We start from the raw sequence: 23,965 nt of genomic DNA, 5'->3' as shown, positions 1-23,965 counted from the left end.
GTGGATAGGTTTTCTTTTTCACCCTCATTCTCTCCTAGCGCGGTGGCTCTAGTTCTTCTTTTGCCACCGTTCTCATCTTTGGTTAGTCTAAACTACAGTGAAATTATCTGCGTCGATCTGTGTTGATCTGCTTGACATCTGTGGTTAACTTATCAATCAAAGATTTATGCAAAATCTAAAATCTAAAACCTAAAATCTACAATCTAAAATCGGATGACTCAAGTTTCGATCGCCTCCTTGATTCAAGGGGCAATTTCAGGAGATTATATTGTCAGCTTTCCTACCGATACTGTACCCGCTTTGGCGACGCGGCCCGATCGCGCGGAGTTGATTTTTGCAGCTAAAGGGCGCCGTCAAGACAAACCGCTGATTTTGATGGCTGCATCGGCTGAGGCTTTGTGGCCTTACGTGCAGGGGAGTCCAGGAGAGTTGAATTTGTGGCAACAAGTGGCTGAATCCTATTGGCCTGGGGCGTTAACTTTGGTGCTGCCGGCTTCGCCGCTGGTGCCGACTGCCATGAATGCGATCGATCGCACTACGATCGGAGTACGAGTGCCTAACTTTCCCCTTGCACTCCAGATTTTAGGGCAGACAGGCCCTTTGGCAACTACCAGTGCTAATTTATCAGGCCAAGCGCCTCTAGAGTCGGTGGCAGAAATTGAGGCACAGTTTCCCGAAGTTTTGACATTAGTTGCTACTGAATTAGCAACAGCGCCAACCGCACCGACGGCTTCGAGTTTGCCTTCGACTGTGGCTAAATGGACTGGTGGCGGTTGGGAAATATTGCGACAAGGCGCGATCGAGCTAGAATGCTAAAAGCTAAACTCCTAGGCAAAGTAATATGGCGCCGATCGGCTGGAGCGACTTGATATATTTAGGTATGGGACTCGGACTGGGTTTCGGAAGCAGTTTGATTTGGCGCAGGCAGCAAAAAAGCTCGCAACAGCCAGAACCTGCTCCCTATGTGCCTCCAACTCCTCAAGAAAATGATTTAGAGAAGTTTGATGCCCTTTCCGATCAACTGAAGCAAACTCAATTGGCTTATCAGATGGCATCGGAGATGAGTCTATTTAAGGCGGGCTTTTTGGCTCGAACTTCTCACGAGTTGCGATCGCCCCTGAGCACTATGATTGGTACGCTCCAATTAATTCTGTCGGATTTGTGCGACGATCCTGCTGAGGAGCGAGAGTTTGTCGAACAAGCTCACGTTGCAGCACTCAAGCTGGTGAAATTGATAGATGAAATTATCTCTGTTGCTAAAACTGAACACGGCACTGACACGATGGATATTGAGCCGATTCAGTTAGCTAAGGTTTTTGATGAAATTGATGATTTAACTTACTTACAAGCTGCTAATCGCAGCATTCGTCTGGAGATATTGCCACCCGATCCGGGCATTTATGTATTGGCAGATTTGCCGAGGTTTAGGCAAGTTTTAGTCAATTTGATAGATACTGCTATTGCTCAGATGGAGGAGGGAAGTATTTCTGTTTCTGCACATTCTTCGCCGGAATCTGGATGCGTTCATATTTGGGTGGACGATCAGCGCTCGGTTAGTGCTTGGAGCGAATCTTGGGATTTGCTGAAGCACGATTTGGAGTCGGATGCTACTAAGAGCAGCGATAATTCTCACGTCTCTTCTGGCATGAGGTTGTTGATGAATCAGACACTTTTAACTTTGATGAAGGGAAAGTTGGAAGTTTTGGCTGTGCCTTCTGAGTCGGAAGAGTCCAATTTTAACCGCACTCAATGTTCTATTCCTTTGGCAACTTTGTGATCGAGGAAGTTCGGCAACTGACTTTGTAACTGATTAATATCCATTCCGGCTTTGCCGAAATAATATAGAGGACACGGCAGTGCCGTGTCCCTACCGCGATCGATGGTAGGGAAACGACACTGCCGTGTCCTCCGTTTATATCATTCCGATCCTAACGGATTTGAGATAACTATCGCTCAATTAATTGTAGGAAAACGACTGTCTTGTGGCTGATTGTGGATAATAATTAATAAGTAGTAAGGTGCGCTGCGGCGCACCTACATTTTATAGATTTGGGTGGGACTTTTGTGCTGGTTTAGCAAATAGCAGTTAGCAATTCGCCTTTGCTAATTTCTAATTCGATATTCTCTTCTAAAAGCTGATTTTCAAGTACCATTGTAGTGCTGGCGTTATGCTGAAAACCGATGCGCTCGTAGAAGCTTTGTTTGTAAGTTGTCATCAGGTAAACTCGCTCTACTCGGCACATCCGAGGGTGACTCAAGACAGTTTGCACTAATTTGCGGCCGAGTCCTGCACCTTGGTAATCTGGATGAATGGCGACATCCCAGATGGTGGCTCGATAGATGCCGTCTGAGGTGGCTCTGGCAAAGCCGATCGCCTGCGGGCCATCCCAAACTGTCACAACTGGTTCGCTGTTGGCGATCGCAATTTCCCAATCTTCTATCTTGCGCGCCCTCGCCCAAAAGGCGGCGGCTTTAAATAGTTCTTGGATTTGTACTATGTCAACGCGATCGCGACTTGTGCAAAATTGAATCTGACTGGAATCCCTAGTCGTTGATGTCATGCTCAATGTGCCTGTAAGTTTTATCTAAACTGTGTTACTTTTACTGTCTTGCAGGAGTGAAAGTTAATTTTGCTTGGGAACGATCGATGATTGAATTCCCGATTTACAAAACTATTTTTATTTATACACAAAACGCAACTAATTTCCGTAATTATTAATACTTTTTTGTATAAAGATTAGACGGCGGTTGAAACCGCTTCTAGACAAGTGAAGTCCGCCTCCGCGGACTAAAGAAGATCGCGTAATTTGTACCTCCTTGTCTTCAACCCGCGGAGGTGGGTTTTGTGTGTATAGACGCGGTTTCAACCGCCCAGTATTCCTAAAGAAGATCGCGTAATTTTTACCTCCTTGTCTTCAACCCGCGGAGGCGGGTTTTGTTTGTATAGACGCGGTTTCAACCGCCCGGTATGCCGAACCCAAACATATTGGGGCATCACGAATGTCTCAGTTTTGCAGCCAGCGGGCGGCATCTTTGGCGTGATAAGTCAAAATCAAATCGGTACCAGCACGCTTGAATCCTGTCAAAGTTTCCATTACCACTCTTTCTTCATCAATCCAACCGTTGAGGGCGGCGGCTTTCACCATCGCGTATTCTCCAGAAACGTTGTAAGCAGCAACTGGCAAATTAGTGGCTTCCTTGACGCGCCAGATAATGTCCATGTACGCTAAAGCTGGTTTAACCATTAGCATATCCGCACCTTCAGCAATGTCCAGAGCAATTTCTTTGAGAGCTTCGCGGCCATTTCCTGGATCCATTTGATAGGTGCGCCGATCGCCAAATTGCGGAGCCGAATCCGCCGCATCCCGAAACGGGCCATAATAAGCTGAGGCGTATTTTGCCGCGTAGGACATGATGGGAAGATCTTCAAATCCAGCCGAGTCCAATCCTTCGCGAATTGCTCCCACAAAACCGTCCATCATTCCCGAAGGTGCAATAATATCTGCACCAGCTTGAGCTTGAGCAACGGCTGTTTTTTTCAGCAATTCTAGCGTCGGATCGTTCAAAACTCGGCCGCTTAAATCTCCGACTTCCAAATAGCCACAGTGACCGTGACTCGTATATTCGCACAGACAAGTATCGACCATGACAATTAAATCTGGTACGGCTGCTTTAACTGCTGCCGTCGCTTTTTGGACGATGCCACAATCGTGCCAAGCACCTGTCGCGTCTGTATCTTTGTCTGCGGGAATGCCGAATAAAATAATCGCGGGAATACCGAGATTGTAAACTTCTTTTGCTTCTTCTACGATTTTGTCTACCGATAGCTGGTAAACTCCGGGCATCGATCTGACTTCTTTGGCAAAAGCTTCCCCTGGTACGGCAAATAGGGGGTAAATTAAGTCGCTGGTTGTCAAGATATTTTCGCGTACCATCCGGCGGAGTTGGGGATGGTTGCGGAGGCGGCGGGGGCGGTGAGTTGGAAACATAATGTTTTTTTACGGTAGATTAAAGTCCGGATTTCTGGAATTAGCGACATTTGTTTAAAAGTCTAAAGCTTATTGTTGGTCGATCGCTCTCAAGCTACGTAAAGTTCTGTAAAACTCGTGATGTCCGTGGTTCGCAGTTAGGACTTGAGGCCAATGGCATTAAAAATCATCGCATCAAAAGCTGTAAGGTAACAGCTAAATCTATCGTGGCCTGACAAAGCCAAATATCTCTCTGGGCCAGAACTCGGGCGCCATCTTCTGGTATGGGGGCGTACAGGAAATTTAACGCCAAACTCGTCTTAAATTCAACACAAATCCCGGCAATACGTCTTCACCCGATAACTCGGTTGGATTGGCCAATATTTCTACTTCTAACCAGCCCAATCTCGCACCATTGTCAATATATTCTCGCATCTTTGTTTGGAGGGTGGAGAGACTGTCAGATGCCGATCGCAATTCTACTACAAAGTCGGGACATAGGGGAACGAAGCCTTTTCGTTCTTTTGCAGTTAGTGCTTCCCAGCGAGCTCGACTCACCCAAGAAGCATCGGGAGAACGGGTTGCACCGTTAGGAAGGATGAATCCTCCCGAAGAGTCAAAGCCTTCTCCTAAATCTTCGTGTGTTTCGCACCAGTTGCCGAGTTGCCCGCTGATGCTGAGGTTGCGGCTACTGGATTCGCCTCCTGTGGGTGGATTCACTATTAATTCTCCTTGTGCGGTTCTTTCTAATCTCAAGTCGGGATTTGCGAATACTAAGGCCTCGAATTGGTCGCCGGTGACGGTTAGGGCGATCGAATTCGGCACTTCTAGAGATATGGTTTCTAGTTGAGTAAATGTTTGTACCATAGCAACTTCTCCGTAAATTTAACCCCAAACTCGCCTTAAATTCAACACAAATCCTGGCAATACATCCTCTCCCGACAACTCGGTTGGATTAATTAATATTTCTACTTCTGCTTGTTGTCGGTAACCAGCCCAATCTCGCACCATTGTCAATATATTCTCGCATCTTTGTTTGGAGGGTGGAGAGACTGTCAGATGCCGATCGCAATTCTACTACAAAGTCCGGACATAGGGGAACGAAGCCTTTTCGCTGTTTGGGTGTCAAGGCTTCGAGGCGTTCTCGACTCACCCAGGAAGCGTCGGGAGAACGGTTAGCACCGTTAGGAAGGATGAATCCTCCCGAAGAGTCAAAACCCGATCCTAAATCCTCGTTGTCATCGCACCAGCGAGCAAGTTGCCCGGTAATGTTGAAATTCCTTTCGCTGGATTCTCCGCCGGTGGGTGGATTCACTATTAATTCTCCTTCTGTGGTTCTTTCTAATCTTAAGTCGGGATTTGCCAATGCTAGGGCCTCGAATTGCTCGCAACTTACAAGCAGGGCGATCGAATTCGGCACTTCTAGAGATATGGTTTCTGGTTGAGTAAATGTTTGTACCATATTCAATTGCAGCCTTTTTTGGGTAAAAATTGGTAACAAAAAAACTATTGTGTAGGGTGCGTCGCTATGAGCTTTTCAAGCTGATGTGCAAATTATCAATAGCGACGCACCCTACGGTTTCCATAGGTTTGTAGTGAGGACTTCAGTCCGCATCAAAGAGAGGACTGAAGTCCTAACTACGAACCATTTTTTACAACTGACCAAAACCTTTTTTAGGCTTGTTTTTTTTCTTTTTCTTCTGGCCGCCCATTCCCTGCATTCCCTGCATTCCTGGCATTCCCGGCATTCCCGGCAATCCTCCCATTCCTGTAAAGTTACCTTGACTCATTTGCTGCATCATGGTACGCATTTTCTGGAAGTCGCTAACGAGTTTTGTTACGTCGTTTTCTGCGTAGCCTGCGCCTTTTCCGATGCGACGGCGGCGGGATGGAGAACTTGCTAAAAGTTCGGGGTTGCGACGTTCTTCAGTTGTCATCGAATTAATCATGGCTTCGGTGCGTTTTAATTGCACTTCTCCCTGCCGCATTTGTTCGTCGGAGAGTTTGTTCATCCCGGGAATCATTTTCATGATGCCGCCGAGGGAACCCATGTTTTTGAGCAATCTAGTTTGTTTGAGAAAGTCGGTAAAGTCGAACTTTGCCGTGAGCATTTTCTCTTGCATTTTCTCGGCATCGGCGATGTCGAATTCTTCTTGCGCTTTTTCGACTAGCGTCAAGACATCGCCCATGCCGAGGATTCTCGATGCCATGCGATCGGGATAAAATGGTTGCAATGCTTCCACTTTTTCACCAACGCCGACAAATTTAATTGGCGCGCCGGATATTTGCCGCACTGATAGCGCTGCACCGCCGCGACTGTCGCCGTCTAATTTGGTTAAGATGGCGCCGGTAATGCCGATTTGGTCGTGAAAAGTGCGGGTTAAATTCGCTGCTTCTTGGCCGGTCATGGCATCAACAACTAACAGCGTTTCGTGGGGTTGTACTGTTTGTTTGATGCGAAGCAATTCGGCCATCATGTCTTGGTCGATTTGCAGGCGGCCTGCTGTATCGACGATGATTGTATCGACGCCTAGTTGTTTGCCATGTTCGATGCCTTGGCGGGCAATTTCTACGGGGTCAGTATCGGTGCCTAGTTCAAATACTGGTACGTCGATTTGTTTGCCGAGAGTCAGCAATTGGTCGATCGCCGCTGGTCGATAAATGTCGGTGGCGACTAGCAGTGCGGTAAGATTTTGCTTGCGGAGGTGCAGCGCTAGTTTGGCGGTGGCTGTGGTTTTCCCGGTTCCTTGCAAACCGGCCATCAGGATGACTGTGGGCCCGGATTCGGCGGTGGCGAGGGGTACGTTGGTTTCCCCCATGACGCGGACGAGTTCGTCGTGGACGATTTTGATGAATTGTTGGTCGGGACGGACGCCTGAAACGACTTCTGCGCCTTGTGCTTTGGCCGCTACCTCTGAGATGAAGTTTTTGACGACTTGGAGGTTGACATCGGCTTCCAGGAGGGCGCGGCGGACTTCTTTGAGCGCGTCTTGGATGTTGCTCTCGGAGATTTTATTTTGTCCGCGCAGTTTTTTCCAGGTGGATTCGAGTCGATCGGCAAGGGCTTCAAACATAGGGCATTGTTGGCTAGTCAGTCTTTTTCATTTTAGGGCTAAATGGGGCTTTTTGGATTAATGTTTTGCTAAAAGTTAGATTTTTTATTTTTTAACCGCTGATGAACGCGGATTAACGCTGAAACTACTTCAAATTCATGTAGTAGGGTACGTTTGTCCAAACCCTACTTTCTGGAATATGATTAAAGTATTTTCGTCGCCTAGCCACAATTTTAATGTCTGTTTATGCCCAAAAAGATTCGAGAACTCAAAAGCCTGCTGCTAAAAGCTGGGTTTACTTATCGTTCGGCAAAAGGCAGCCATACAAGATGGGTTCATCCTTTACTACCTACTGAACCAATTACCATTGCTGGCAATGATGGCGATGATGCGAAACTGTATTTAGAGAGAGAAGTTAATCGAAAACTTGGAATATTGAAAGCAATTGAAGAAGAGGAACCTGAATCATGAAATTACCTTATATAATTGTTATTCAATGGTCGGATGAAGATAACTGCTATCTAGTTCACTTACCTGATTTTCCATCTCAGCAGTTCCACACTCATGGAGATACCTACGAAGCCGCTTTGCAGAATGCAGTAGAGGTATTAGAGCTTTTAGTTGAAGAATATCAGGTAGATGGTAAATCTCTCCCAGAACCTAAAACTTTAGTAGAAAATTTGCTGTTTGCTTGAATATAGATTTGAAGAGATCGCCATTCCCCAAAAATAGGCGATCGCTCTTTTATGTAGAAGGGCGATCGTTGTTATTGATTTTTTTATTTTTTAACCGCTGATGAACGCAGATTAACGCTGATGTGTTTGGATGTTTTACAGTTATAACCTCGCTATCAACTGTTTGCTGTCAACTGTCAACTATCAACTGCCTGCCCTGAGCGTAGCCGAATGGTCAACTGTCAACTGTCAACTGTCAACTGTCAACTGTTTAAGTATTCTGCGATCGCCCGTTGGAGCGTGAACAGGGTGCGATCGCCCTTTTGGACTTTTTCGATTAACAACCGCCGTCTCAAGGATTCAACGGCTTTTAGGAATTCTGAAGGAGATAATTCGAGCAGGGCTGGCTTTTTGGAGATTTCGACTGGTTTGTTTTGATTTGCCAACCAGGACATGACTTGTTTTTCGGTGTCAGACAAGCGCTGAAAATGTTGGTGCAATAAATATTCTAAGTCTCCTAAAACTAGGCTATCATAGGATAAGAAATCAGAAATATTGCCGTTAAATAAGTCTTGAATTGTAGCAGCTACTGTATTTAACCACAAGGGATTGCCTCGGTAAAGGTCGATTAATTCTGACCATTTTTCTGATTCTGATAGGCCTTTTTCTGTGAATATTTCTCGCGCTGATTCGCCTAAACCATTGAGTTGCAATGTTTGACAATTTTTCTGGTGGCTTTCTAATGCGGCAATTTCTCTGGGTTTTTCCCAACTAATCAAGATTATGCAACTGTTGTGGCATGATTCTACGATCTGTTTGAAGAAAGTGCCGTAGTTTTCATATCCTGGTTGGTAGTTTCCTGCTAGTTGTTGGCTGCTGAAAATTGTTTGCACATCATCGAGGATGATGAGACAGCGGTGCGATCGTAAATGGTGGATTACCCCCCCCAACCCCCCCTTGCTAAGGGGGGGAGAAAGAGGTTGAATCTCTTCGCCACGCCTGGGAGAAGCAGGCTGAATCTCTTCGCCCCCCCTTGATAAGGGGGAATTGGGGGGGTTAGTTTCTTGCTGCTGCGATAGGAATTGAATTATGTCGGTTTGGAGTGAGGCCAGCGGTGGAGAGTTGTGGAGGCTTCGCCAGATGATGCAGTCGAATTCGTGTTGAATTTGTGGGATTAGTTGGAGTGTCAGGGCGGTTTTGCCAATACCGGATAAGCCGAGGATGGTGATGAGGCGGGTGCGGCTTAAAATCCAGTTTTCGAGGGTTGTGAGTTCGGATTTGCGATCGAAAAATGTCGAGATTTCTGGTGCGTCGCCTAAGTCGATGCGGGGCTGTTTGGCTGTTGGTTCGGGGTTTTGGGGTGTTTTGGGCGATCGCACTTTTTCAGGACAAACATTAACCTTATTATTAACTGTTATACTCTCGCCTCTTATATTTTCAACAATTGCTGATTGATAATTATAAACTATACCCTTTTCTAATACAGCCCTAAAATTATTTTTAGTAATATTTTTTTTCAATCCTTTAGAAAGTGTTTTCCAAAGGTCCGATCCGACATTTCTGACATGACTTGGACTTGAGTAAACTTCTTGAGCAATTTGCGTGTAAGTTGCGTCTTCTAATGTTCCCCGCAAAATAGCATCTTGCACATAATCTAAATGCTTTCCCGTCTTAGCAAAAATTAGCTGATCTGCCAGTGTCAAGACTTCTGCAATATCCATAGATTCGGGAAAAGCTGGAGTTTACGCCATTCATTATACCTGACATTTCGTACAATCGTGACATTTTTGATTTTGTCATCTATCTAAAGTCAGGATTTTTCCTACACAGCTCATCCTTTATATTAATTGATTAAGGTGTTGAGAGGATATTTTATATGAAGCGCGATCGGTGGCTCAGCGGTTTGTTTCTCGCTGGGATGTTATGTGTGATGTTAGGGACTTTTGGCGCACAAGTGGCTCAGGCTCAACGCCCCATTCCTTTGGAAGACCTTCAATGTGTTAAGCGATCGGGTAGGTGGGGTGCTGACAAACAAGATATTTCTGTAGGCAGACAAATTTACACTACTGTTTTATATATTGATCCTGATACCACTATGACTTGTCGGCTTCCTGGCGGCCCCGCTACTCTCCGATTCGAGTTTGCGATTCCTGACACATCGAATGCCCCACCAGCACGAATAGATGTTTATGTAGACGGAAATCAAGTAGCTTCTCGGACTGGCGATCGAGGTAAAGTACATACAATGCTAGTAAATGTTAGCAATGGCAAAAGTTTAGCAGTAGAAGTATTTTGTGCGAGGGCCACAAATTGCTATAAATCTTACTGGTTTATGAAAGCTCAACTTGAGCCGGGGGCAAGCTCTCCAGGGAGTAAATAAACTATGAGCATCAGTCGCCGTCAATTTAATCGGATCGTCATCTGGGGTGGCGCTTCTTTTGCTGCTTCCGCAACATCCGGCATCTTTTTCCCTAAACCCGCCGAGGCTTTTTCCCTAGAATTTCCGATTAGTGCCTTATCAGCCGATCGCGTTTTCAACGGTATTCAAAAACATTGTGGAGCACAACCCATCCCCGGCGTTCTCTCACCGATCGTACAAGGCAATAGTAATGTTAGCAATAAAATAGAACCAGCGGCCGCCAACGCCATTCGCACCGCAGACAAACAATTTGTCAACCGTAATTTTACCAGCCAAAGAACCGAATTAGCCGTAACAGGCAGCGGTTCTAATTTTGCATCAGATACCAGTCGGCTGTGGGGGCGGCAAAGACAGGATAGAGTCGGCCCGAATGTGGGCTTTGGCTTCGTCCAAAAGTGGGAAGATCAATATAGCGATGCCAAAATTTCTGGGCCGACAATGTGCGCTATTCATAATGCTCAAAGAGTCTTAGCCGATCAAAGATTAACACCTCCAGAAATCGCCGCTTCTGTCTTACCAACGCGATCGCGATTGGATGATTGGGGCTCTTGGGGAGGGGATGCCGATGCGTCTGCTGGGAGGAATCCCGGTGCTGTTTTTGCTCAATACGATACAGCCGCAGGTACGGTGACATCTCGCTATGATTTAGTTGAACCGGGGCCGAAAGGTTTTGGGCGGGTTGAGTATACTATTGAAGCGGAAAATCAGCCGCGGCGGGTGATTTTGGTGACGGTGAGGTTTTAGGGGAAAAGGTAATACTAGATCTGGGTTAAATATCCCCTATCGCTGTCTAGTATAATAAAATAATCCCGATCGCATACAACCGAATGGAATCTCTACCCAATAACTGGGCGGACATTCAGCCTGACATCGTATATCAAACGCTGGCTGATATGCTAGTATCTTTTAGCAAAAAGCAAATCCGCCTCGGCCAAAGATACGATGGAACCAATAAACATCTCAAAGCTATTCAAAATGGTAGAGTACCGCCCGATGGTAATATGGGTCTTGTTCCTTCGGAACAAGAAGGATACGATCTCAAATCTAAGGTGTTAGGATCGGGTGGAGATTATCGCTATCATGGAAAGTTTATTGAAGGAGTTTTACACTTTCCTGGTGTCAAAACAAGTCATTAACGGAGAATTAAGCTGATGAGTGCAGTAACTTTGACCGATCGCCAAATTTGGGATGAACTTGCTAAACTCTTAGCACCTATTAATATAGATCGCATCGCCACCCAACATTTAGAAGCCTGCAATTACACAATAAGAGGTTACTGGGATAGCAATAACAAATTTTACGAAGAAATTGCTTTAATTCATCCAATCTGTGCGGATCTAATCGGTCGATCGATAGGCACAAATCTCACCAACAACCACCCGAATTCTGACTGGATTAAACTGAAAATTTTACTCAAAGCAGATCTATCTGCCAGCAAAAAGGACTTAGTTAACGATGAGGAAGATGATGAAATTGGCGAACTCACTCTAATTTTAGATACCAATCTCAAAGTTATTGATGAAAACTGGTCGATCGACCTAGAATCTCCTTTTGTTATTGCCAAAATTCAACCAAATTAGCAGCATTCTGCTTAAAGTACGATGATTAGATCGTAACGTTTATTGTCTTTGCAGTTGCCCAATCAAATCTAATGCTTTTTGAGCATCTGCATTCATTCCTTGAGCCCTAAATAAACGAGCCGCTTGCTGCAAATCGGCGATCGCCCCTGGCCTATCTCCCATTCTCACCAACGTAATGCCTCGATTAGCATAAGCCTTAGCATAGCTGGGATTGAGTTGAATTGCTTGAGTGTAATCAGCTAAGGCAGAGCGATCGTTATTGATGCGAAATAGCGCCAATCCTCTGTTAAAATAAGTGTTAGCGCGACCGGGATTAATTTGCAGCGCTTGATTGAAATCGTCGATCGCCCCTTTTTGATCGCCCAAGTCCGAAAGCGCCAATCCTCGGTTGTTGTAGGCGGCTGCAAAGTTTCGATCCAAGCGGATGACTTGAGTATAATCGGCGATCGCCCCCGGTTTATCTCCCAATGCCGACAACACCAGCCCCCGATTGTAGTAAGCATCGACATAACTGGCATTAAGGGCGATCGCCTTGCTATAATCAGCGATACTTTTTGGCATTTGTCTCAAATCAAAATAAGCCAGTGCTCGATAAAAATAAGCTTCTACATAATCAGATTGAGTTTGAATCGCTTGGTTAAAATCGGCAACAGCACCTGACAAATCTCCCTTGTCAAATCGAGTTAAACCGCGAACATAATAAGTCTTAGCATCTTGCGGATTGTTCAGTTTCAGAGGTGCAGTAGCAGTTGGAGAGGTATTTATCAAAAGAGCCGATCGATTTAACCCAGCTTCCGACAGTTTAGCTATAAAAGTGTTGATAGGAATTGCAGCATTAAATCCTGTCTTATCAGTGAATTTATCTGTGATTTTTCCTTCGTTATCCGTTATAAAATCGAGGTCTCCTTGTCCGTGAATCCCAATTACACGGCCTTCTGTATCAAATACAGGCCCTCCACTCATGCCCCCTTTGGTAATAGCACTGTAGCGCAAAGTATAACCGCGTGGATGAGTCGGGCGACGACTGGTAACAAACCCCGATGAAAATTCAAAAAAGCGTTTATTTCCGTACTTTTCTTCTAAATGATTCCCTGGATATCCAAACACAAAAATTGGTGTAGCAACTGTCGCTTGTTCGGAATCGCCTAAAGTTACAACTGGATAAGATTCTGTACTTTTAAATGTTACTACTGCTAAATCTGGAGCATTCTGACCTTTCTCCAATAGTACACTACGTGTTACTTGATAATCTTTTTTGGTAGAAGTGCGAATCGTATAGTTATCCCTTATGTTAGCAACAACATGATTAGAGGTCAGCACAGTGTAAGTCGTGCCTTGTCTGGAAATAATAAATCCAGTCCCGCTACCAGTTGTTCCGTTAATTTGAACGCTGACAGATTCAGCGAATTTTGCAATTTCTTGGGGAGTTTTTGCGAAAACTGGTGCTGCTGCAAAGACGACTATTCCTGCTACTGTTGCCGTTCCTGCTAGGATGCTGGCGAGGGAATCAAACCGCGAATAATCCCTATTCATAGATGATTGCTGAAGACTAAGATTTTTTATACTCCGAATAGTATAGATGAAAATCTAATATTTTAAAACCAGAAAGCCTGGAGGGAATTTTTAGGCGATCGCGATTTTTATGACATTTCGTACATTTCGTAATTTTGCCATATTTTACTTGTGGATATTCTAGGTTAGCAGCCTCGCACTGCGTCCCGAAACACTTTCAAAGCTTCTTTTTCTTCCGACATTTGCAGACATTTCCCCAGCAATTCTAGATCCAAATCTGGCAACAGCATACTCCGAGAAACTAGCTCGTAACCCTCCGAGTTCAGTTGATAAATCGAAAACACTCCGTCTTCCCAAAACCAAACTTCCGCTACGTTAAATCTGCGGTAGTATTCCAGTTTGTTGATTGTTCCGCTAGTAAAAGTAACTTCGATCGCCAAATCGGGTGTTTCTCGCCTCCGCCGGTCTTCGCCAAAGTAGTAAGATAAATCTGGTTCCTTGCTGCTGCCTTTTGTTTCCCCTTGGAGTGTAGCGCTACCCGTCGGTCTAAAACTCATATCTTTTTCTAAAAAGAATTGACCTAGCAGCAATGCCAGCAGGCATTTAATGGTTTCGTGTTCCGGCGAAAGTGTCATAATTTCTACATATCCGTCGAGGTAAGACAAGCGAACACTGCGAGTGTACTCTAGCAAGGAATCGAGAGCTTTGAACTGCTCCCAAGTCATTGATAGCGGCAAAATCAACCGCTGTTCTGGGAGTGCAGTCAATGGGGGGTGAATTGTAGCGGTCATTTATACTTTCCCCGAGTTTGAGTTTCCTACTTCTAGATTAGCTTAAAAACTATCTAAATGGAGAACTGTTTTAATATCAATCTTGCCAAATCCGCGATATCTGTAGGGACACGGCAGTGCCGTTTCCCTACCCAAAACTAGGACACGGCAGTGCCGTTTCCCTACCTGGAACTAGGACACGGCAGTGCCGTTTCCCTACCTGGAATTATCAATAGCTAAGCCAAAAACTGAAATTGAGAACCGTTAACTGCCAGAGCAAACGGACTCGCCGGTTCAAATGCACCGATAAGTTCAAAGTTATTCGTGTTTAAAACTATCCCCACAATCTGTCCATTTATTGCGTTTTCAATCACCATGTCGTTGATAATTCCGTCATTGTCGTAAGCAATCAAATTGTCGTCAGTGAAGATGAGGTCTAATTCTGTTAAACCGTCAGTCAAACCAATGCGATCGCCCTCGTCAAAGTTAAAATCGGTAATGACATCGGCTCCATTGACTCCAGGCTGTTCGTTGCTTCTGAGGATAAATATGTCAGCACCAAGGCCTCCCGTGAGTACGTCAATTCCCCGATCGCCCGCCAAGAAATCGTTGCCGTCATTGCCCTCTAAATCGTCGTCTCCTTGCCCTCCCCGCAGGATATCGTTCCCGGCCCCCCCAAAGATTAGGTCGTTGCCGCTGTCGCCCCTAACTACGTCGTTGCCATCATTTCCATCCACACCATCGTTACCTTTCCCGCCGTAAATGATGTCATTTCCGCCGCCACCACCGATAATATCGTCCCCATTATTCCCTAATAGGCGCTCGTTGGAATCCGACGAACCTGCGATCGTATCGTTGCCGTCTAGTCCCCAAACTCCCCAGGGAAAAGACGACAAATTTCCATTCTCTACGTCAATGTCATCTGATGTAGCGAATCCCAAAAGACGCGGCCCGCCGCCAGAAAATACAGGAAATCCGGTGAAATCGCCGATGAGATTGTTAAGCGTTAAAGCCATAGATATGTCCTTTCAAAAGTGTTCCTACCTGTATTATATATTTTAATTATTCCATTGCCCAATAGCAACTTTATTGGTTTTGCTTTTAATAGTGCTGTCCCCGCTCGCGATTTGTAGAATACGCGAGCTCTTGAAGTGCTCGCACTATAAAAAAAAATGCTTTTTACAAAACTGAGATGCTCCCGTTTGATTGGCTAAATTAGTGGCTCGCAACCTGCTTGCCACTTGCCAATTACAAATTACCAATTCAATTATCAATGCCCAATTCCAATTACCGGGCCTGTTCTTCATTCAACCGAAAGCTGCCATATATCTCGCCTGTGAGTCAAATATAGCCTTTCTCAAAAAGATGAGGTATGGCTGACGGCTTCTATAACCACATAAAAGAGGGCCCAAGCCCAACAACGTACCTGATATTTCTGAGAACCGCTATAGCATTAGTCGCTGACACTATCCACTACGGCACACCACTTATAATGGGTGTTACCAGCCAGGTCGCAAACACGTTAATATCACTTATAACGTCAAGACTCAGAGCTTGTTTGTGAAGAAAAGTAAAAATTTAGGAACATATCGTCCGAGAAAATACTTAGTTTCGGATACATACACAGAAACTTTACAAACAGGCTCTAAGTTCTTGACAAATCCATAAATCGCCGATCGCTCACATTGTTTAACAAAATCTACTGCTTTCAGGTGTTTTCCTCATGCCTACTCCTAAATCATCTTCCTCTCAAAACAATAACAACTCCGTAAAATCACTGCCAACGGCAGATCCAGATATCATTGCGACAGAGCAAGACAGTGAGAATCTGCCCAACGAACCAGATGTGGAACAGCTACTCGAAGCTTTGACGGCTCAAGTACCGACTCAATCTGCTGAAATTGAACGCTTGAAAACTTGGAAACAAGATTTAGAGCGACTGTTTCAATTTCTGGGCGATCGCCGCGTTTTAATCGCAGTGATGGAACCGGGAACTTTTGCTCTGCGTTACGCTAACGCGGCATTTTGTCGCTTGGCGGGCTGGGAGGGAACGCCTTTGGTAACTCAATCTCATAACGGTTGGTTTACAGAAACTGGGATCTGTTTGCTAGAACTGTTCGAGGATTGTGATGCAAAAATAGTAGAACAATTGTACCGCCGCCACCTTTTACACTGGGTATTTAAGCAATTTTATGAAATAAGCCTCGATGGTTTGCGGGTGCTAGATGAACCTGTCACGGTGAGCATTAAAAATTCGCAACAGGATGAATCTAGATTTATTGAATTTTGGCTGGGTTCGGAACAGTTGAAAATTACTCAGATTAATTCAAAAAAAGATGAATTTGCAGATCTTCCCTTAAATTTAATGCCTGTTGCAGAACGGGAAGCTTGGCTGATGCAGCCTAATCAATTGGGAAGTTTAGCCGATCGACTAAATTTAGATAATTACCGCATCGAAGGTTTGCTGCTGCTAGAAGGTTTTGATGTCACGGTACAGGAGCAAATTCGCCGCCTGACTCAGTTATTGATCGATCGCGATTCCATGCTGCGCCCTGACAAATTTGAGAGAATCGATCGCTATTTGCGATCGCTCTTTAATGCTGACGGCACTTTGCTTTTGCGCCCCGACGGCGAACAGGTACAGCTATTAGTTGCTAAAGACGGCCATCATTTGCAGCCGGTTGCTTATTCAATGGAGTCCCTAGAAACTTCTCACTTTTTCAAGGCTACCGCAGCAAATCAAGTTTGGAACGTCCCAGACTTGCGCCGGGAGTGCCGCACCGAGTGCGAGCGAACTTTGCGGAAAATGGGCGCTCAATCGATGCTGCTGGTGCCCCTGGTAGTCAAATCAGTCACCCGCGAGGGCTGCGGGCTGCGGATTTTGGGCGTTGTGGGGCTGTTGTGCGATCGCCCCAACCACTTCAACAACATTGACGCCCAACACGCCCAAGAACTCATTCCCGCCTTCATTGCAGCCCTGCGGCAAGCCATCCAGCAGCGGTTTACCCACATTCACAACATTCATCCCGCAGTCGAGTGGCGCTTCGCCCAAGAAGCAGAAAGGCGCAGTTGGGGACTGCCCCAAGAGACGATCGTATTTGCAGACGTTCATCCCCTCTACGGAATTTCCGACATCCGCGGTTCCAGCGACGAAAGAAACCGAGCCATTCAAACAGATTTGCTCGAACAATTCCGCTTGGGTTTAGCCATAGCCGATGCCGTTTGTAAAACACAAACTACCCACCTCGGCGAGCAACTGCGGCTCGACTTGCTCGACTACATCGAGCATTTAAAAGAAAAAGTCACAGTCGATATGGAGGTGCGAGCAGCCGAATATTTAAACGAGCGTTTAGAAGTGTATTTTGACTACTTTGTGCAGTGTAGCCCCACGGTTCAGGCAGCAGTTGAAGCTTACCAAGCCGCCTGCGATAACGAACACAACTGCGTTTATGGCGATCGTAACCGCTACGATCAAATGTTAAACCTAATCAGCACCAAACTCCAAGAAACCTGGACTCGCTGGCAAGAAAAAATGCAGCAAATCCTCCCCCACTACTGCGACATCGAATGCACCGACGGCATGGATCACATGATATATGTCGGAAAGGCGATCGATCCCAAATTCAGCCAATTTCATTTGCACAGTTTGCGGTACGAACAACTGCGAGCAATTTGCGACTGCGGTCGCACAGTTTTTCGCCTGCAAGCCGAGTCTCAAATTAACATGGAACTAGCCCATTTAGTCTTAGTACAAAATACCACCATCGACATTTTTCATAATGAAAATACCGAAAAAATGTTTGATGTCAAAGGCACCCGCGACATCCGCTACGAACTCGTCAAAAAGCGCATCGAAAAAGCCGTTGACAAAGACGCACAAGAGCGAATTACCCAATCAGGAATGCTAACCGTAGTTTATTCAACCGAAGACGAATGGGAAGAGTACCAACAATACCTGCGCTACTTGTCTCGCGAAGGTTGGGTAGAAGCAAAAGTGCAGACAGGGATGGTAGAATCACTGCAAGGAGTCAGCGGTTTAAAATTTGCCCGCGTCCGTATTTTACCGGAACCCGAATCAATTGTTCATATCAGTGAAGTTACGGTCGTACAAGATTGAAAATCGCTAATTTAAACAGCAATTACTACGAGTAAGGTGCGCTGCGGCGCACCCTACAAAATGTCTATTGATGAGTGCAAGCCTGACCCAGCAAGGTTTTCATCAAGCTTTTGTACGTTGCTTGTGATTTGTAGCGTCAAAAAGTGCGATCGGCATCACATAAATTTCCCCTAAATTAGCGCTAGTCTAGGCTAAATTAGATGCCATAAATTTTTAAAATAAACCTATGCAAATTTTTTCAGAATACCAAATACATTCTACTCTGCACGAAGGTGCCGAAACAATTATTTATCACGGACAGAGAGCGAGCGACGAGTCCGCAACAATTCTTAAAGTTCTCAAAGCCGAATATCCCACACTCGAAGCCATTACCCGCCTCAAACACGAATATCAAATCCGCCAAAATTTAGATAGCAAACAAATCGTCAAAGCCATCAGTCTCAAAACCTTTAACCACCGATTAGGCATAGTTTTAGAGGACTTTGGCGGCGAGTCTCTCGGACAACTACTCGAAAAAGCAAGGCTGAGTTTGCTAGCAACTTTAAACATCGCCATCCAAATCGTCAAAGCCTTAGAATACCTGCACCAAAATCAGATTATTCACAAAGACATCAAACCCAGCAACATCATTATCAACTCCCAAACAAAACAAGTTAAACTCACCGACTTCGGGATTGCGACAAAACTAAACAAAGAAAACCCACAATTTAACAATCCCAACTCCGTCGAAGGCACATTAGCTTATATGTCTCCCGAACAAACCGGGAGAATGAACCGCACCCTCGACTACCGCACCGACTTTTATTCACTCGGAATTACCTTGTATGAAATGCTGACAGGTGAACTGCCATTTCCGAGTAAAGACCCTTTAGAAATAGTTTACAGCCACATCGCAACTCAAGCAATTTCGGCCGCTCAAATCAATTCGGAAATCCCCACATCAATCTCAGGAATAGTGATGAAATTGATGTCAAAAAATGCCGAAGATAGATATCAAAGTGCAGCCGGATTATTGGCAGACTTAGAAAATTGTTTGCATCAGTTAGAAGCAACAGGAGAAATAATCGATTTTATCCCCGGACGCTTAGATATTCTCAGCCAATTGTTGATACCCCAAAAATTATACGGTAGAGAAAACCAAGTCAACGAACTATTAGCAGCCTTTGAACGTGTAGGGGCGGGTTCGCCCGAATCTTTGCCACCCAACCAAAATACAGAAAAACCCGCCCCCCCCAACGCCGAAACCCTTTCGCCCCAATCTTTACCACCCAACCAAAATACAGAAAAACCCGCCCGTTCCCAAAGCGAACTAATGCTAGTATCCGGTTATTCTGGCATCGGCAAATCAGCAGTCGTCAACGAAGTTAGCAAACCAATAACTCGCTCAAAAGGTTACTTCATCAGCGGCAAATTCGACCAATTCAAACGTAACATTCCCTACGCATCATTAATTCAAGCATTCAACTCGCTGCTGCGCCAATTGCTCACAGAAAGCACTGCTGCTATAGAAACATGGCGCACTAAAATTTTAACAGCTTTGGAAACTAACGGCAAAGTAATTTCCGATGTAATTCCGGAAGTTGAATTGATTATCGGTAAACAGCCAGAAGTAGCAGAACTCTCCCCTGTAGAATCGCAGAATCGCTTCAATCGCGTATTCAAAGAATTTATTCGCGTCTTCGCCCAAAAAGAACACCCGCTAGTTATCTTTTTAGACGATTTGCAGTGGTCAGATTCAGCTACATTAAAGTTAATGCAAACACTGATAACTGACCCCGACCAGCAATATTTGTTGCTAATCGGTGCTTATCGAGACAATGAAGTTAGTCCGACTCACCCGTTAATTCAGACAGTAGAAGAGATTGAAAAAACGGGTACGGTTGTCAACAATATTGTATTGCAACCGCTAGAGTTAGAAAATGTAACGGAATTAGTCTTTGAAACCCTTAGCAATTTCACAGAAAAAGCCAACAATTTAGCCGAATTAATCTGCAATAAAACGGGAGGAAATCCTTTTTTTTTAACGCAACTGTTACAAGCACTTTATCAAGAAAACTTTTTAAAATTCGAGTTCGATTATCTAGCAGGTAAAGGAGGCTGGGATTGGAGTATTGATGAAATTCAAGCGATTGGAATCACCGATAAAAGTGTCGTCGAACTCGTAGCTTCTCGCATTGAAAAGTTGCCCGCAGCCACGCAAGAAGTGTTAAAATTAGCAGCTTGCGTGGGCGATAAATTTGCTCTAGATGTACTGTCACTTGTCAGCGAAGAGTCAGTGAATGTTACAGCTACTGAACTTTATTCAGCTTTGCAAGCAGGGTTGATTCTGCCGTTGAGCGATGCTTATCGCATTCCTTTGGTTTTCGATCGCGCTGAATCGATCGACCTCAAATTAGATACTTCGCGGGTTAGTTACAAATTTTTGCACGATCGCGTCCAGCAAGCCGCCTATTCTCTCATTCCCGAAAATCAAAAGCAATCCACCCATTTAAAAATTGGCGAATTACTGTTACAGAATACTCCACCCGAAAAGCTAGAAGAAAACATCTTTGATATTGTCAATCAGTTGAATGTGGGAATTGACACAATTAGCCAGCCAGCAGAAAAGACGCAGTTAGCCGAATTAAATTTAACTGCGGGACGCAAAGCAAAATCAGCGAATGCTTATGAAGCTGCTGTGAGGTATTTGCGGGTGGCGATGGGATTATTGCCAGAGGAGAGTTGGGACAGTCAGTATCAATTAACGTTAGCAATTTATGAATCAACAGCGGGAGCTGAATACTTAAATACGAACTATTCAATCTCAAAAGAATTAGTTGATGTTATTCTAAGTCGGGCTAAAACTTTACTGGACAAACTCAATGTTTATGAGCTGCAAATTCAGTCTTATACTGTTCAAAATAGAGTTAGTGAAGCAGTAAATACAGGGCTGGAAGTCCTAAAATTGTTAGGGATTTATTTTCCTCAAAATCCCAAATTATTGAATATCTTGGTGGAATTGATTAATACAAAACTGAGATTGGGGTTGAAAGGAATTGAGGATTTAGCTAATTTGCCAGAAATGACAGATTCTAAAAAACAAGCAACCATGCGAATTTTATCAGGGATTCTGGGTACCGCGATGGCGGTCAAGCCCAGACTATTACCATTGTTAGTATTTATGATGGTTAAGCTGTCCATTAAATATGGAAATTCGCCTTATGCTAGTGTCGCTTACGTTTTTTATGGTGCAATTTTGTGTGGAATAGGAGACATTAGTTTAGGATACCAATTTGGTCAATTGGCAATTAGGCTTTTAGATAGATTTCCATCTGATTCTATCAAAAGTAGAGTTTATCTAATACTTACTTGTTCAATTCAACACCGTAAAGTAGATATCAAGTTAGCCTTGAGTTATATGATGGAAGGGTTTAAGGCTGCAATCGAAACTGGAGATTTACCGTATGTTGGTTATTCTGTCAATGGATATTGTACTTATAAACTGTGGATGGGAGAGCCTCTCGAACTGGTTGAAGAGGAAATAAGTAAGTATCTAAAATTAATGCAGAAACTTAAACAAGAAGGCTCTTCACAATGTATTAGTATATTGAGATATACAGCCATAATTTTGCGTGGTCAATCTGTAGAATCATGTAACTTGGTAGATAAGAAGTTTAATGAAGACCAAATTGTTACGGCTGCAATTGAAACTAAAAACTTTTTTTTAGTTTGTTTTATTTGTAATGCCAAATCTATGATTAATTTCTTCTTCGGCAATTATGCACAAGCTTCAGAAAATTCAAGGTTATTTGAGAAATATGAAGAATCAGTTTCTGGATTTTATCTAGTTTCCTTGAATAATTTTTACTACTCTCTCAGTCTCCTAGCTTTGTATTCCCAATCTGACAAAGAGGGGCAAAAGCAATATTTAAATAAACTGGTACAAAACCAAAATAAAATGAAAAAATGGGCTGTTGATGCTCCAATGAATTATCAACACAAATATGACTTGGTAGCAGCGGAGAAAGCGCGGGTATTGGGGTATGATACGCAAGCAATGGATTTGTACGATCGCGCAATTGCTGGAGCTGCCAAAAATGGTTATATTCAAGAGGAAGCATTAGCCTATGAATTAGCCGGAGAATTCTATCAATTTCTGGGAAAACAGATAATTTCTCAAGCATATCTGACTAAGGCTTATTACGGCTATATCCGCTGGGGAGCTCTAGCGAAAGTTAAACACTTGGAATCAAGACATCCTTTCTTAGTAGCACAAACGCGCGCAACAGAAACTCGACCCATCGATGTCACGCGCACTAATACTGGAAGCACTACCAGCAACAGTTTAGGCGATTTTTTAGACGTGGCTACTTTTATTAAGTCTTCGCAAGCCATTAACAGTGAAATTGTCCTGGACAACTTGCTGACAAAATTAATCACAATCATTTTAGAAAATGCGGCGGCTCAAAAAGTTGCGCTGCTGCTGCTAAAAGATAATAAACTCTACATCGAAGCTGTAGGAAATTCTACTGATACCCAGGCTACAGTTTTACGATCTATACCATTTGAAAATAGTCAAGATTTGCCTGTTTCTGCTATAAACTATGTTTTTCGCACTCAAAAGCCTCTGGTATTGGATGATGCGACTGTTACTGCACCTTTTAATGCGGATGCGTACATTCGAGAATTTGAAATTAAATCAATCCTGTGTTTGCCAGTTATTTATCAATCCCAGTTGCAAGGGATTATTTATCTGGAAAATAAGTTAGCGGCAGCAGCTTTTACCGCAGACAGGGTGGAAGTTTTAAAGGTTTTAGTTAGTCAAGTCGCTATTGCGATCGAGAATGCTCGTTTGTACGCGCGCGAGCAAGAAAAATCCCAACAGTTAGAAAAGTCTTTTGCGGAACTGCAACAAGCGCAATTGCAATTAATTCAAGGTGAAAAAATGTCTTCTTTGGGCAATTTAGTTGCTGGTGTCGCTCACGAAATTAACAATCCAGTCGGTTTTATTTCGGGGAATATTACCGAAGCTACTGCGGCTGTGGGCGATTTAATTAGCCACTTGCGACTGTATCAGGAAGAAGTTCTCGATCCTAGCTCAAAAATTGCACAGGATGCTGAGGATATTGATTTGGAGTATCTTATAGAAGATTTGCCGAAAATGTTGGGGTCGATGAAAGTTGGGTGCGATCGCATTCGTAACATTAGCACATCTCTCCGCACCTTCTCCCGTGGCGATACCAGCCAAAAAGTGTCGGCGGATATCCATGAAGGAATTGACAGCACTTTAATGATTTTACAGCATCGCTTGAAAGCTAATCCAGGCCGCCCGCTGATTCAAGTGGTTAAGGAGTATGGAAATATTCCGAAAGTTAAGTGTTATTTGGGACAGTTGAATCAGGTGTTTATGAATTTGTTGGCAAATGCGATCGACTGTTTTGACGAATTCAATCGGGGTCGCAGTTATGCTTCTGTTGAGGCTGTACCTAATACGATCGCCATTATCACCCATGTCTCGCCGGATAACAACAGCGTGGTGATTCGCATCAAAGATAACGGGGGAGGGATGTCGCCGGATGTGAGGGCGAAAATATTTGACCATTTGTTTACTACGAAGGGAGTCGGGAAGGGTACGGGTTTGGGGCTGTCTATCAGCCGCCAAATTGTGGAGGAAACCCACGGTGGTAAGCTGACTTGCGAATCTGTGTTGGGCGCAGGTACGGAATTTGCGATCGAAGTGCCGATCGACTGATTGTCGGTGCGATCGCCCTCACTCTTTTAAGATACAAGGTCAAGACAGTATCTACAAGCCCTGAATTATGTGATAATTTATGGCATTTTTTGAACAGCACAAATCTGCGATCGCCCTTTCTTCAGGATAATTGGCAATATA

Annotated in this window: 18 protein-coding genes and 1 pseudogene; 10 read left to right on the top strand and 9 right to left on the bottom strand. The window is 44.3% G+C overall.

Translation table 11 applies throughout. The annotated features are described in order from the left end of the window. Window positions 1-213: 213 nt before the first annotated feature. Together JGK14_RS13280 and JGK14_RS13275 are read left to right on the top strand one after the other, a co-directional pair. A complete protein-coding gene (locus JGK14_RS13280; RefSeq protein ID WP_293190880.1) occupies window positions 214-816 on the top strand; it encodes an L-threonylcarbamoyladenylate synthase in 603 nt (200 codons plus the stop codon). Between the two features lie 25 nt (window positions 817-841). After that, on the top strand, window positions 842-1,777 hold the full coding sequence (locus tag JGK14_RS13275; RefSeq protein ID WP_293181746.1) for a sensor histidine kinase: 936 nt from the start codon (window positions 842-844) through the stop codon (window positions 1,775-1,777). 295 nt (window positions 1,778-2,072) lie between these two features. Here the strand turns inward: JGK14_RS13275 and JGK14_RS13270 are convergent, their stop codons facing one another. From JGK14_RS13270 to ffh, 5 genes and pseudogenes are all read right to left on the bottom strand, one after another. Further along, window positions 2,073-2,561 carry a GNAT family N-acetyltransferase gene (locus JGK14_RS13270; RefSeq protein ID WP_293181745.1) on the bottom strand — a complete coding sequence of 163 codons (489 nt, stop codon included), beginning with the start codon at window positions 2,559-2,561 and terminating at the stop codon, window positions 2,073-2,075. Window positions 2,562-3,005: 444 nt separating this feature from the next. Further along, entirely contained in the window at window positions 3,006-3,989 is a 984-nt protein-coding gene (gene hemB / locus JGK14_RS13265; protein WP_325315165.1) for a porphobilinogen synthase, read from the bottom strand. Window positions 3,990-4,271: 282 nt separating this feature from the next. Continuing rightward, complete coding sequence (locus JGK14_RS13260) at window positions 4,272-4,835, bottom strand: Uma2 family endonuclease (RefSeq protein ID WP_325315164.1); 564 nt, start codon at window positions 4,833-4,835, stop codon at window positions 4,272-4,274. A gap of 18 nt (window positions 4,836-4,853) precedes the next feature. Beyond that, a pseudogene (locus JGK14_RS13255) lies at window positions 4,854-5,430 on the bottom strand (Uma2 family endonuclease). Between the two features lie 190 nt (window positions 5,431-5,620). Further along, a complete protein-coding gene (gene ffh, locus JGK14_RS13250) occupies window positions 5,621-7,042 on the bottom strand; it encodes a signal recognition particle protein (protein ID WP_325315163.1) in 1,422 nt (473 codons plus the stop codon). Between the two features lie 225 nt (window positions 7,043-7,267). Between ffh and JGK14_RS13245 the strand changes: the two genes are divergently transcribed. Together JGK14_RS13245 and JGK14_RS13240 are read left to right on the top strand one after the other, a co-directional pair. After that, window positions 7,268-7,492: a type II toxin-antitoxin system HicA family toxin gene (locus JGK14_RS13245; protein ID WP_293181737.1), complete on the top strand. Its 225-nt coding sequence runs from the start codon at window positions 7,268-7,270 to the stop codon at window positions 7,490-7,492. Beyond that, window positions 7,489-7,716, top strand: a complete 228-nt coding sequence (locus tag JGK14_RS13240) for a type II toxin-antitoxin system HicB family antitoxin (protein ID WP_293181735.1) — start codon at window positions 7,489-7,491, stop codon at window positions 7,714-7,716. Before JGK14_RS13245 ends, JGK14_RS13240 begins: the two co-directional genes overlap by 4 nt. Window positions 7,717-7,958: 242 nt before the next feature. On the opposite strand, the gene JGK14_RS13235 is transcribed toward JGK14_RS13240, so the two are convergent. Further along, window positions 7,959-9,416, bottom strand: coding sequence for an ATP-binding protein (locus JGK14_RS13235; protein WP_325315162.1), 1,458 nt, complete (start codon window positions 9,414-9,416; stop codon window positions 7,959-7,961). Between the two features lie 155 nt (window positions 9,417-9,571). Here JGK14_RS13235 and JGK14_RS13230 point away from each other — a divergent pair, with 155 nt between their 5' ends. The 4 genes from JGK14_RS13230 (at window position 9,572) to JGK14_RS13215 (ending at window position 11,694) form a co-directional block, all read left to right on the top strand. Next, window positions 9,572-10,075, top strand: a complete 504-nt coding sequence (locus tag JGK14_RS13230) for a hypothetical protein (RefSeq protein ID WP_293190872.1) — start codon at window positions 9,572-9,574, stop codon at window positions 10,073-10,075. A 3-nt stretch (window positions 10,076-10,078) separates the two neighbouring features. Continuing rightward, on the top strand, window positions 10,079-10,858 hold the full coding sequence (locus tag JGK14_RS13225; protein ID WP_325315161.1) for a Tat pathway signal protein: 780 nt from the start codon (window positions 10,079-10,081) through the stop codon (window positions 10,856-10,858). A gap of 83 nt (window positions 10,859-10,941) precedes the next feature. Continuing rightward, window positions 10,942-11,250 (top strand): hypothetical protein, encoded by a 309-nt coding sequence (locus JGK14_RS13220; RefSeq protein WP_293181727.1) that lies wholly within the window; start codon window positions 10,942-10,944, stop codon window positions 11,248-11,250. Window positions 11,251-11,265: 15 nt separating this feature from the next. Beyond that, window positions 11,266-11,694 carry a hypothetical protein gene (locus tag JGK14_RS13215; RefSeq protein WP_293181725.1) on the top strand — a complete coding sequence of 143 codons (429 nt, stop codon included), beginning with the start codon at window positions 11,266-11,268 and terminating at the stop codon, window positions 11,692-11,694. Between the two features lie 39 nt (window positions 11,695-11,733). Here JGK14_RS13215 and JGK14_RS13210 read toward each other — a convergent pair whose 3' ends face one another. From JGK14_RS13210 to JGK14_RS13200, 3 genes are all read right to left on the bottom strand, one after another. Next, window positions 11,734-13,227: a tetratricopeptide repeat-containing S1 family peptidase gene (locus JGK14_RS13210; RefSeq protein WP_325315160.1), complete on the bottom strand. Its 1,494-nt coding sequence runs from the start codon at window positions 13,225-13,227 to the stop codon at window positions 11,734-11,736. A gap of 164 nt (window positions 13,228-13,391) precedes the next feature. Further along, window positions 13,392-13,997, bottom strand: a complete 606-nt coding sequence (locus tag JGK14_RS13205; protein WP_293181721.1) for a Uma2 family endonuclease — start codon at window positions 13,995-13,997, stop codon at window positions 13,392-13,394. Window positions 13,998-14,212: 215 nt separating this feature from the next. Then, window positions 14,213-14,992 (bottom strand): calcium-binding protein, encoded by a 780-nt coding sequence (locus JGK14_RS13200; protein WP_293181720.1) that lies wholly within the window; start codon window positions 14,990-14,992, stop codon window positions 14,213-14,215. Window positions 14,993-15,699: 707 nt separating this feature from the next. Between JGK14_RS13200 and JGK14_RS13195 the strand changes: the two genes are divergently transcribed. Both JGK14_RS13195 and JGK14_RS13190 read left to right on the top strand, forming a co-directional pair. Beyond that, a complete protein-coding gene (locus JGK14_RS13195) occupies window positions 15,700-18,093 on the top strand; it encodes a GAF domain-containing protein (protein WP_293181719.1) in 2,394 nt (797 codons plus the stop codon). 226 nt (window positions 18,094-18,319) lie between these two features. Beyond that, entirely contained in the window at window positions 18,320-23,824 is a 5,505-nt protein-coding gene (locus tag JGK14_RS13190; RefSeq protein ID WP_325315159.1) for a trifunctional serine/threonine-protein kinase/ATP-binding protein/sensor histidine kinase, read from the top strand. The last annotated feature ends 141 nt before the right edge of the window (window positions 23,825-23,965 follow it).

This window comes from Microcoleus sp. PH2017_28_MFU_U_A, assembly GCF_020738035.1.
In the GTDB taxonomy this organism is placed as follows: domain Bacteria; phylum Cyanobacteriota; class Cyanobacteriia; order Cyanobacteriales; family Microcoleaceae; genus Microcoleus.
Note: the sequence above shows the minus strand (reverse complement) of the source record. Positions and strands in the feature narration are given on the sequence as shown.

What these genes read in the sequence shown, in the direction of transcription:
- hemB (WP_325315165.1), bottom strand. Translation starts at nt 3,989, where the DNA reads ATGTTTCCAACTCACCGCCCCCGCCGCCTCCGCAACCATCCCCAACTC.
- JGK14_RS13260 (WP_325315164.1), bottom strand. Translation starts at nt 4,835, where the DNA reads ATGGTACAAACATTTACTCAACTAGAAACCATATCTCTAGAAGTGCCG.
- JGK14_RS13270 (WP_293181745.1), bottom strand. Translation starts at nt 2,561, where the DNA reads ATGACATCAACGACTAGGGATTCCAGTCAGATTCAATTTTGCACAAGT.
- JGK14_RS13205 (WP_293181721.1), bottom strand. Translation starts at nt 13,997, where the DNA reads ATGACCGCTACAATTCACCCCCCATTGACTGCACTCCCAGAACAGCGG.
- JGK14_RS13195 (WP_293181719.1), top strand. Translation starts at nt 15,700, where the DNA reads ATGCCTACTCCTAAATCATCTTCCTCTCAAAACAATAACAACTCCGTA.
- JGK14_RS13275 (WP_293181746.1), top strand. Translation starts at nt 842, where the DNA reads ATGGCGCCGATCGGCTGGAGCGACTTGATATATTTAGGTATGGGACTC.
- JGK14_RS13200 (WP_293181720.1), bottom strand. Translation starts at nt 14,992, where the DNA reads ATGGCTTTAACGCTTAACAATCTCATCGGCGATTTCACCGGATTTCCT.
- ffh (WP_325315163.1), bottom strand. Translation starts at nt 7,042, where the DNA reads ATGTTTGAAGCCCTTGCCGATCGACTCGAATCCACCTGGAAAAAACTG.
- JGK14_RS13220 (WP_293181727.1), top strand. Translation starts at nt 10,942, where the DNA reads ATGGAATCTCTACCCAATAACTGGGCGGACATTCAGCCTGACATCGTA.
- JGK14_RS13235 (WP_325315162.1), bottom strand. Translation starts at nt 9,416, where the DNA reads ATGGATATTGCAGAAGTCTTGACACTGGCAGATCAGCTAATTTTTGCT.
- JGK14_RS13210 (WP_325315160.1), bottom strand. Translation starts at nt 13,227, where the DNA reads ATGAATAGGGATTATTCGCGGTTTGATTCCCTCGCCAGCATCCTAGCA.
- JGK14_RS13225 (WP_325315161.1), top strand. Translation starts at nt 10,079, where the DNA reads ATGAGCATCAGTCGCCGTCAATTTAATCGGATCGTCATCTGGGGTGGC.
- JGK14_RS13245 (WP_293181737.1), top strand. Translation starts at nt 7,268, where the DNA reads ATGCCCAAAAAGATTCGAGAACTCAAAAGCCTGCTGCTAAAAGCTGGG.
- JGK14_RS13240 (WP_293181735.1), top strand. Translation starts at nt 7,489, where the DNA reads ATGAAATTACCTTATATAATTGTTATTCAATGGTCGGATGAAGATAAC.
- JGK14_RS13280 (WP_293190880.1), top strand. Translation starts at nt 214, where the DNA reads ATGACTCAAGTTTCGATCGCCTCCTTGATTCAAGGGGCAATTTCAGGA.
- JGK14_RS13215 (WP_293181725.1), top strand. Translation starts at nt 11,266, where the DNA reads ATGAGTGCAGTAACTTTGACCGATCGCCAAATTTGGGATGAACTTGCT.
- JGK14_RS13190 (WP_325315159.1), top strand. Translation starts at nt 18,320, where the DNA reads ATGCAAATTTTTTCAGAATACCAAATACATTCTACTCTGCACGAAGGT.
- JGK14_RS13230 (WP_293190872.1), top strand. Translation starts at nt 9,572, where the DNA reads ATGAAGCGCGATCGGTGGCTCAGCGGTTTGTTTCTCGCTGGGATGTTA.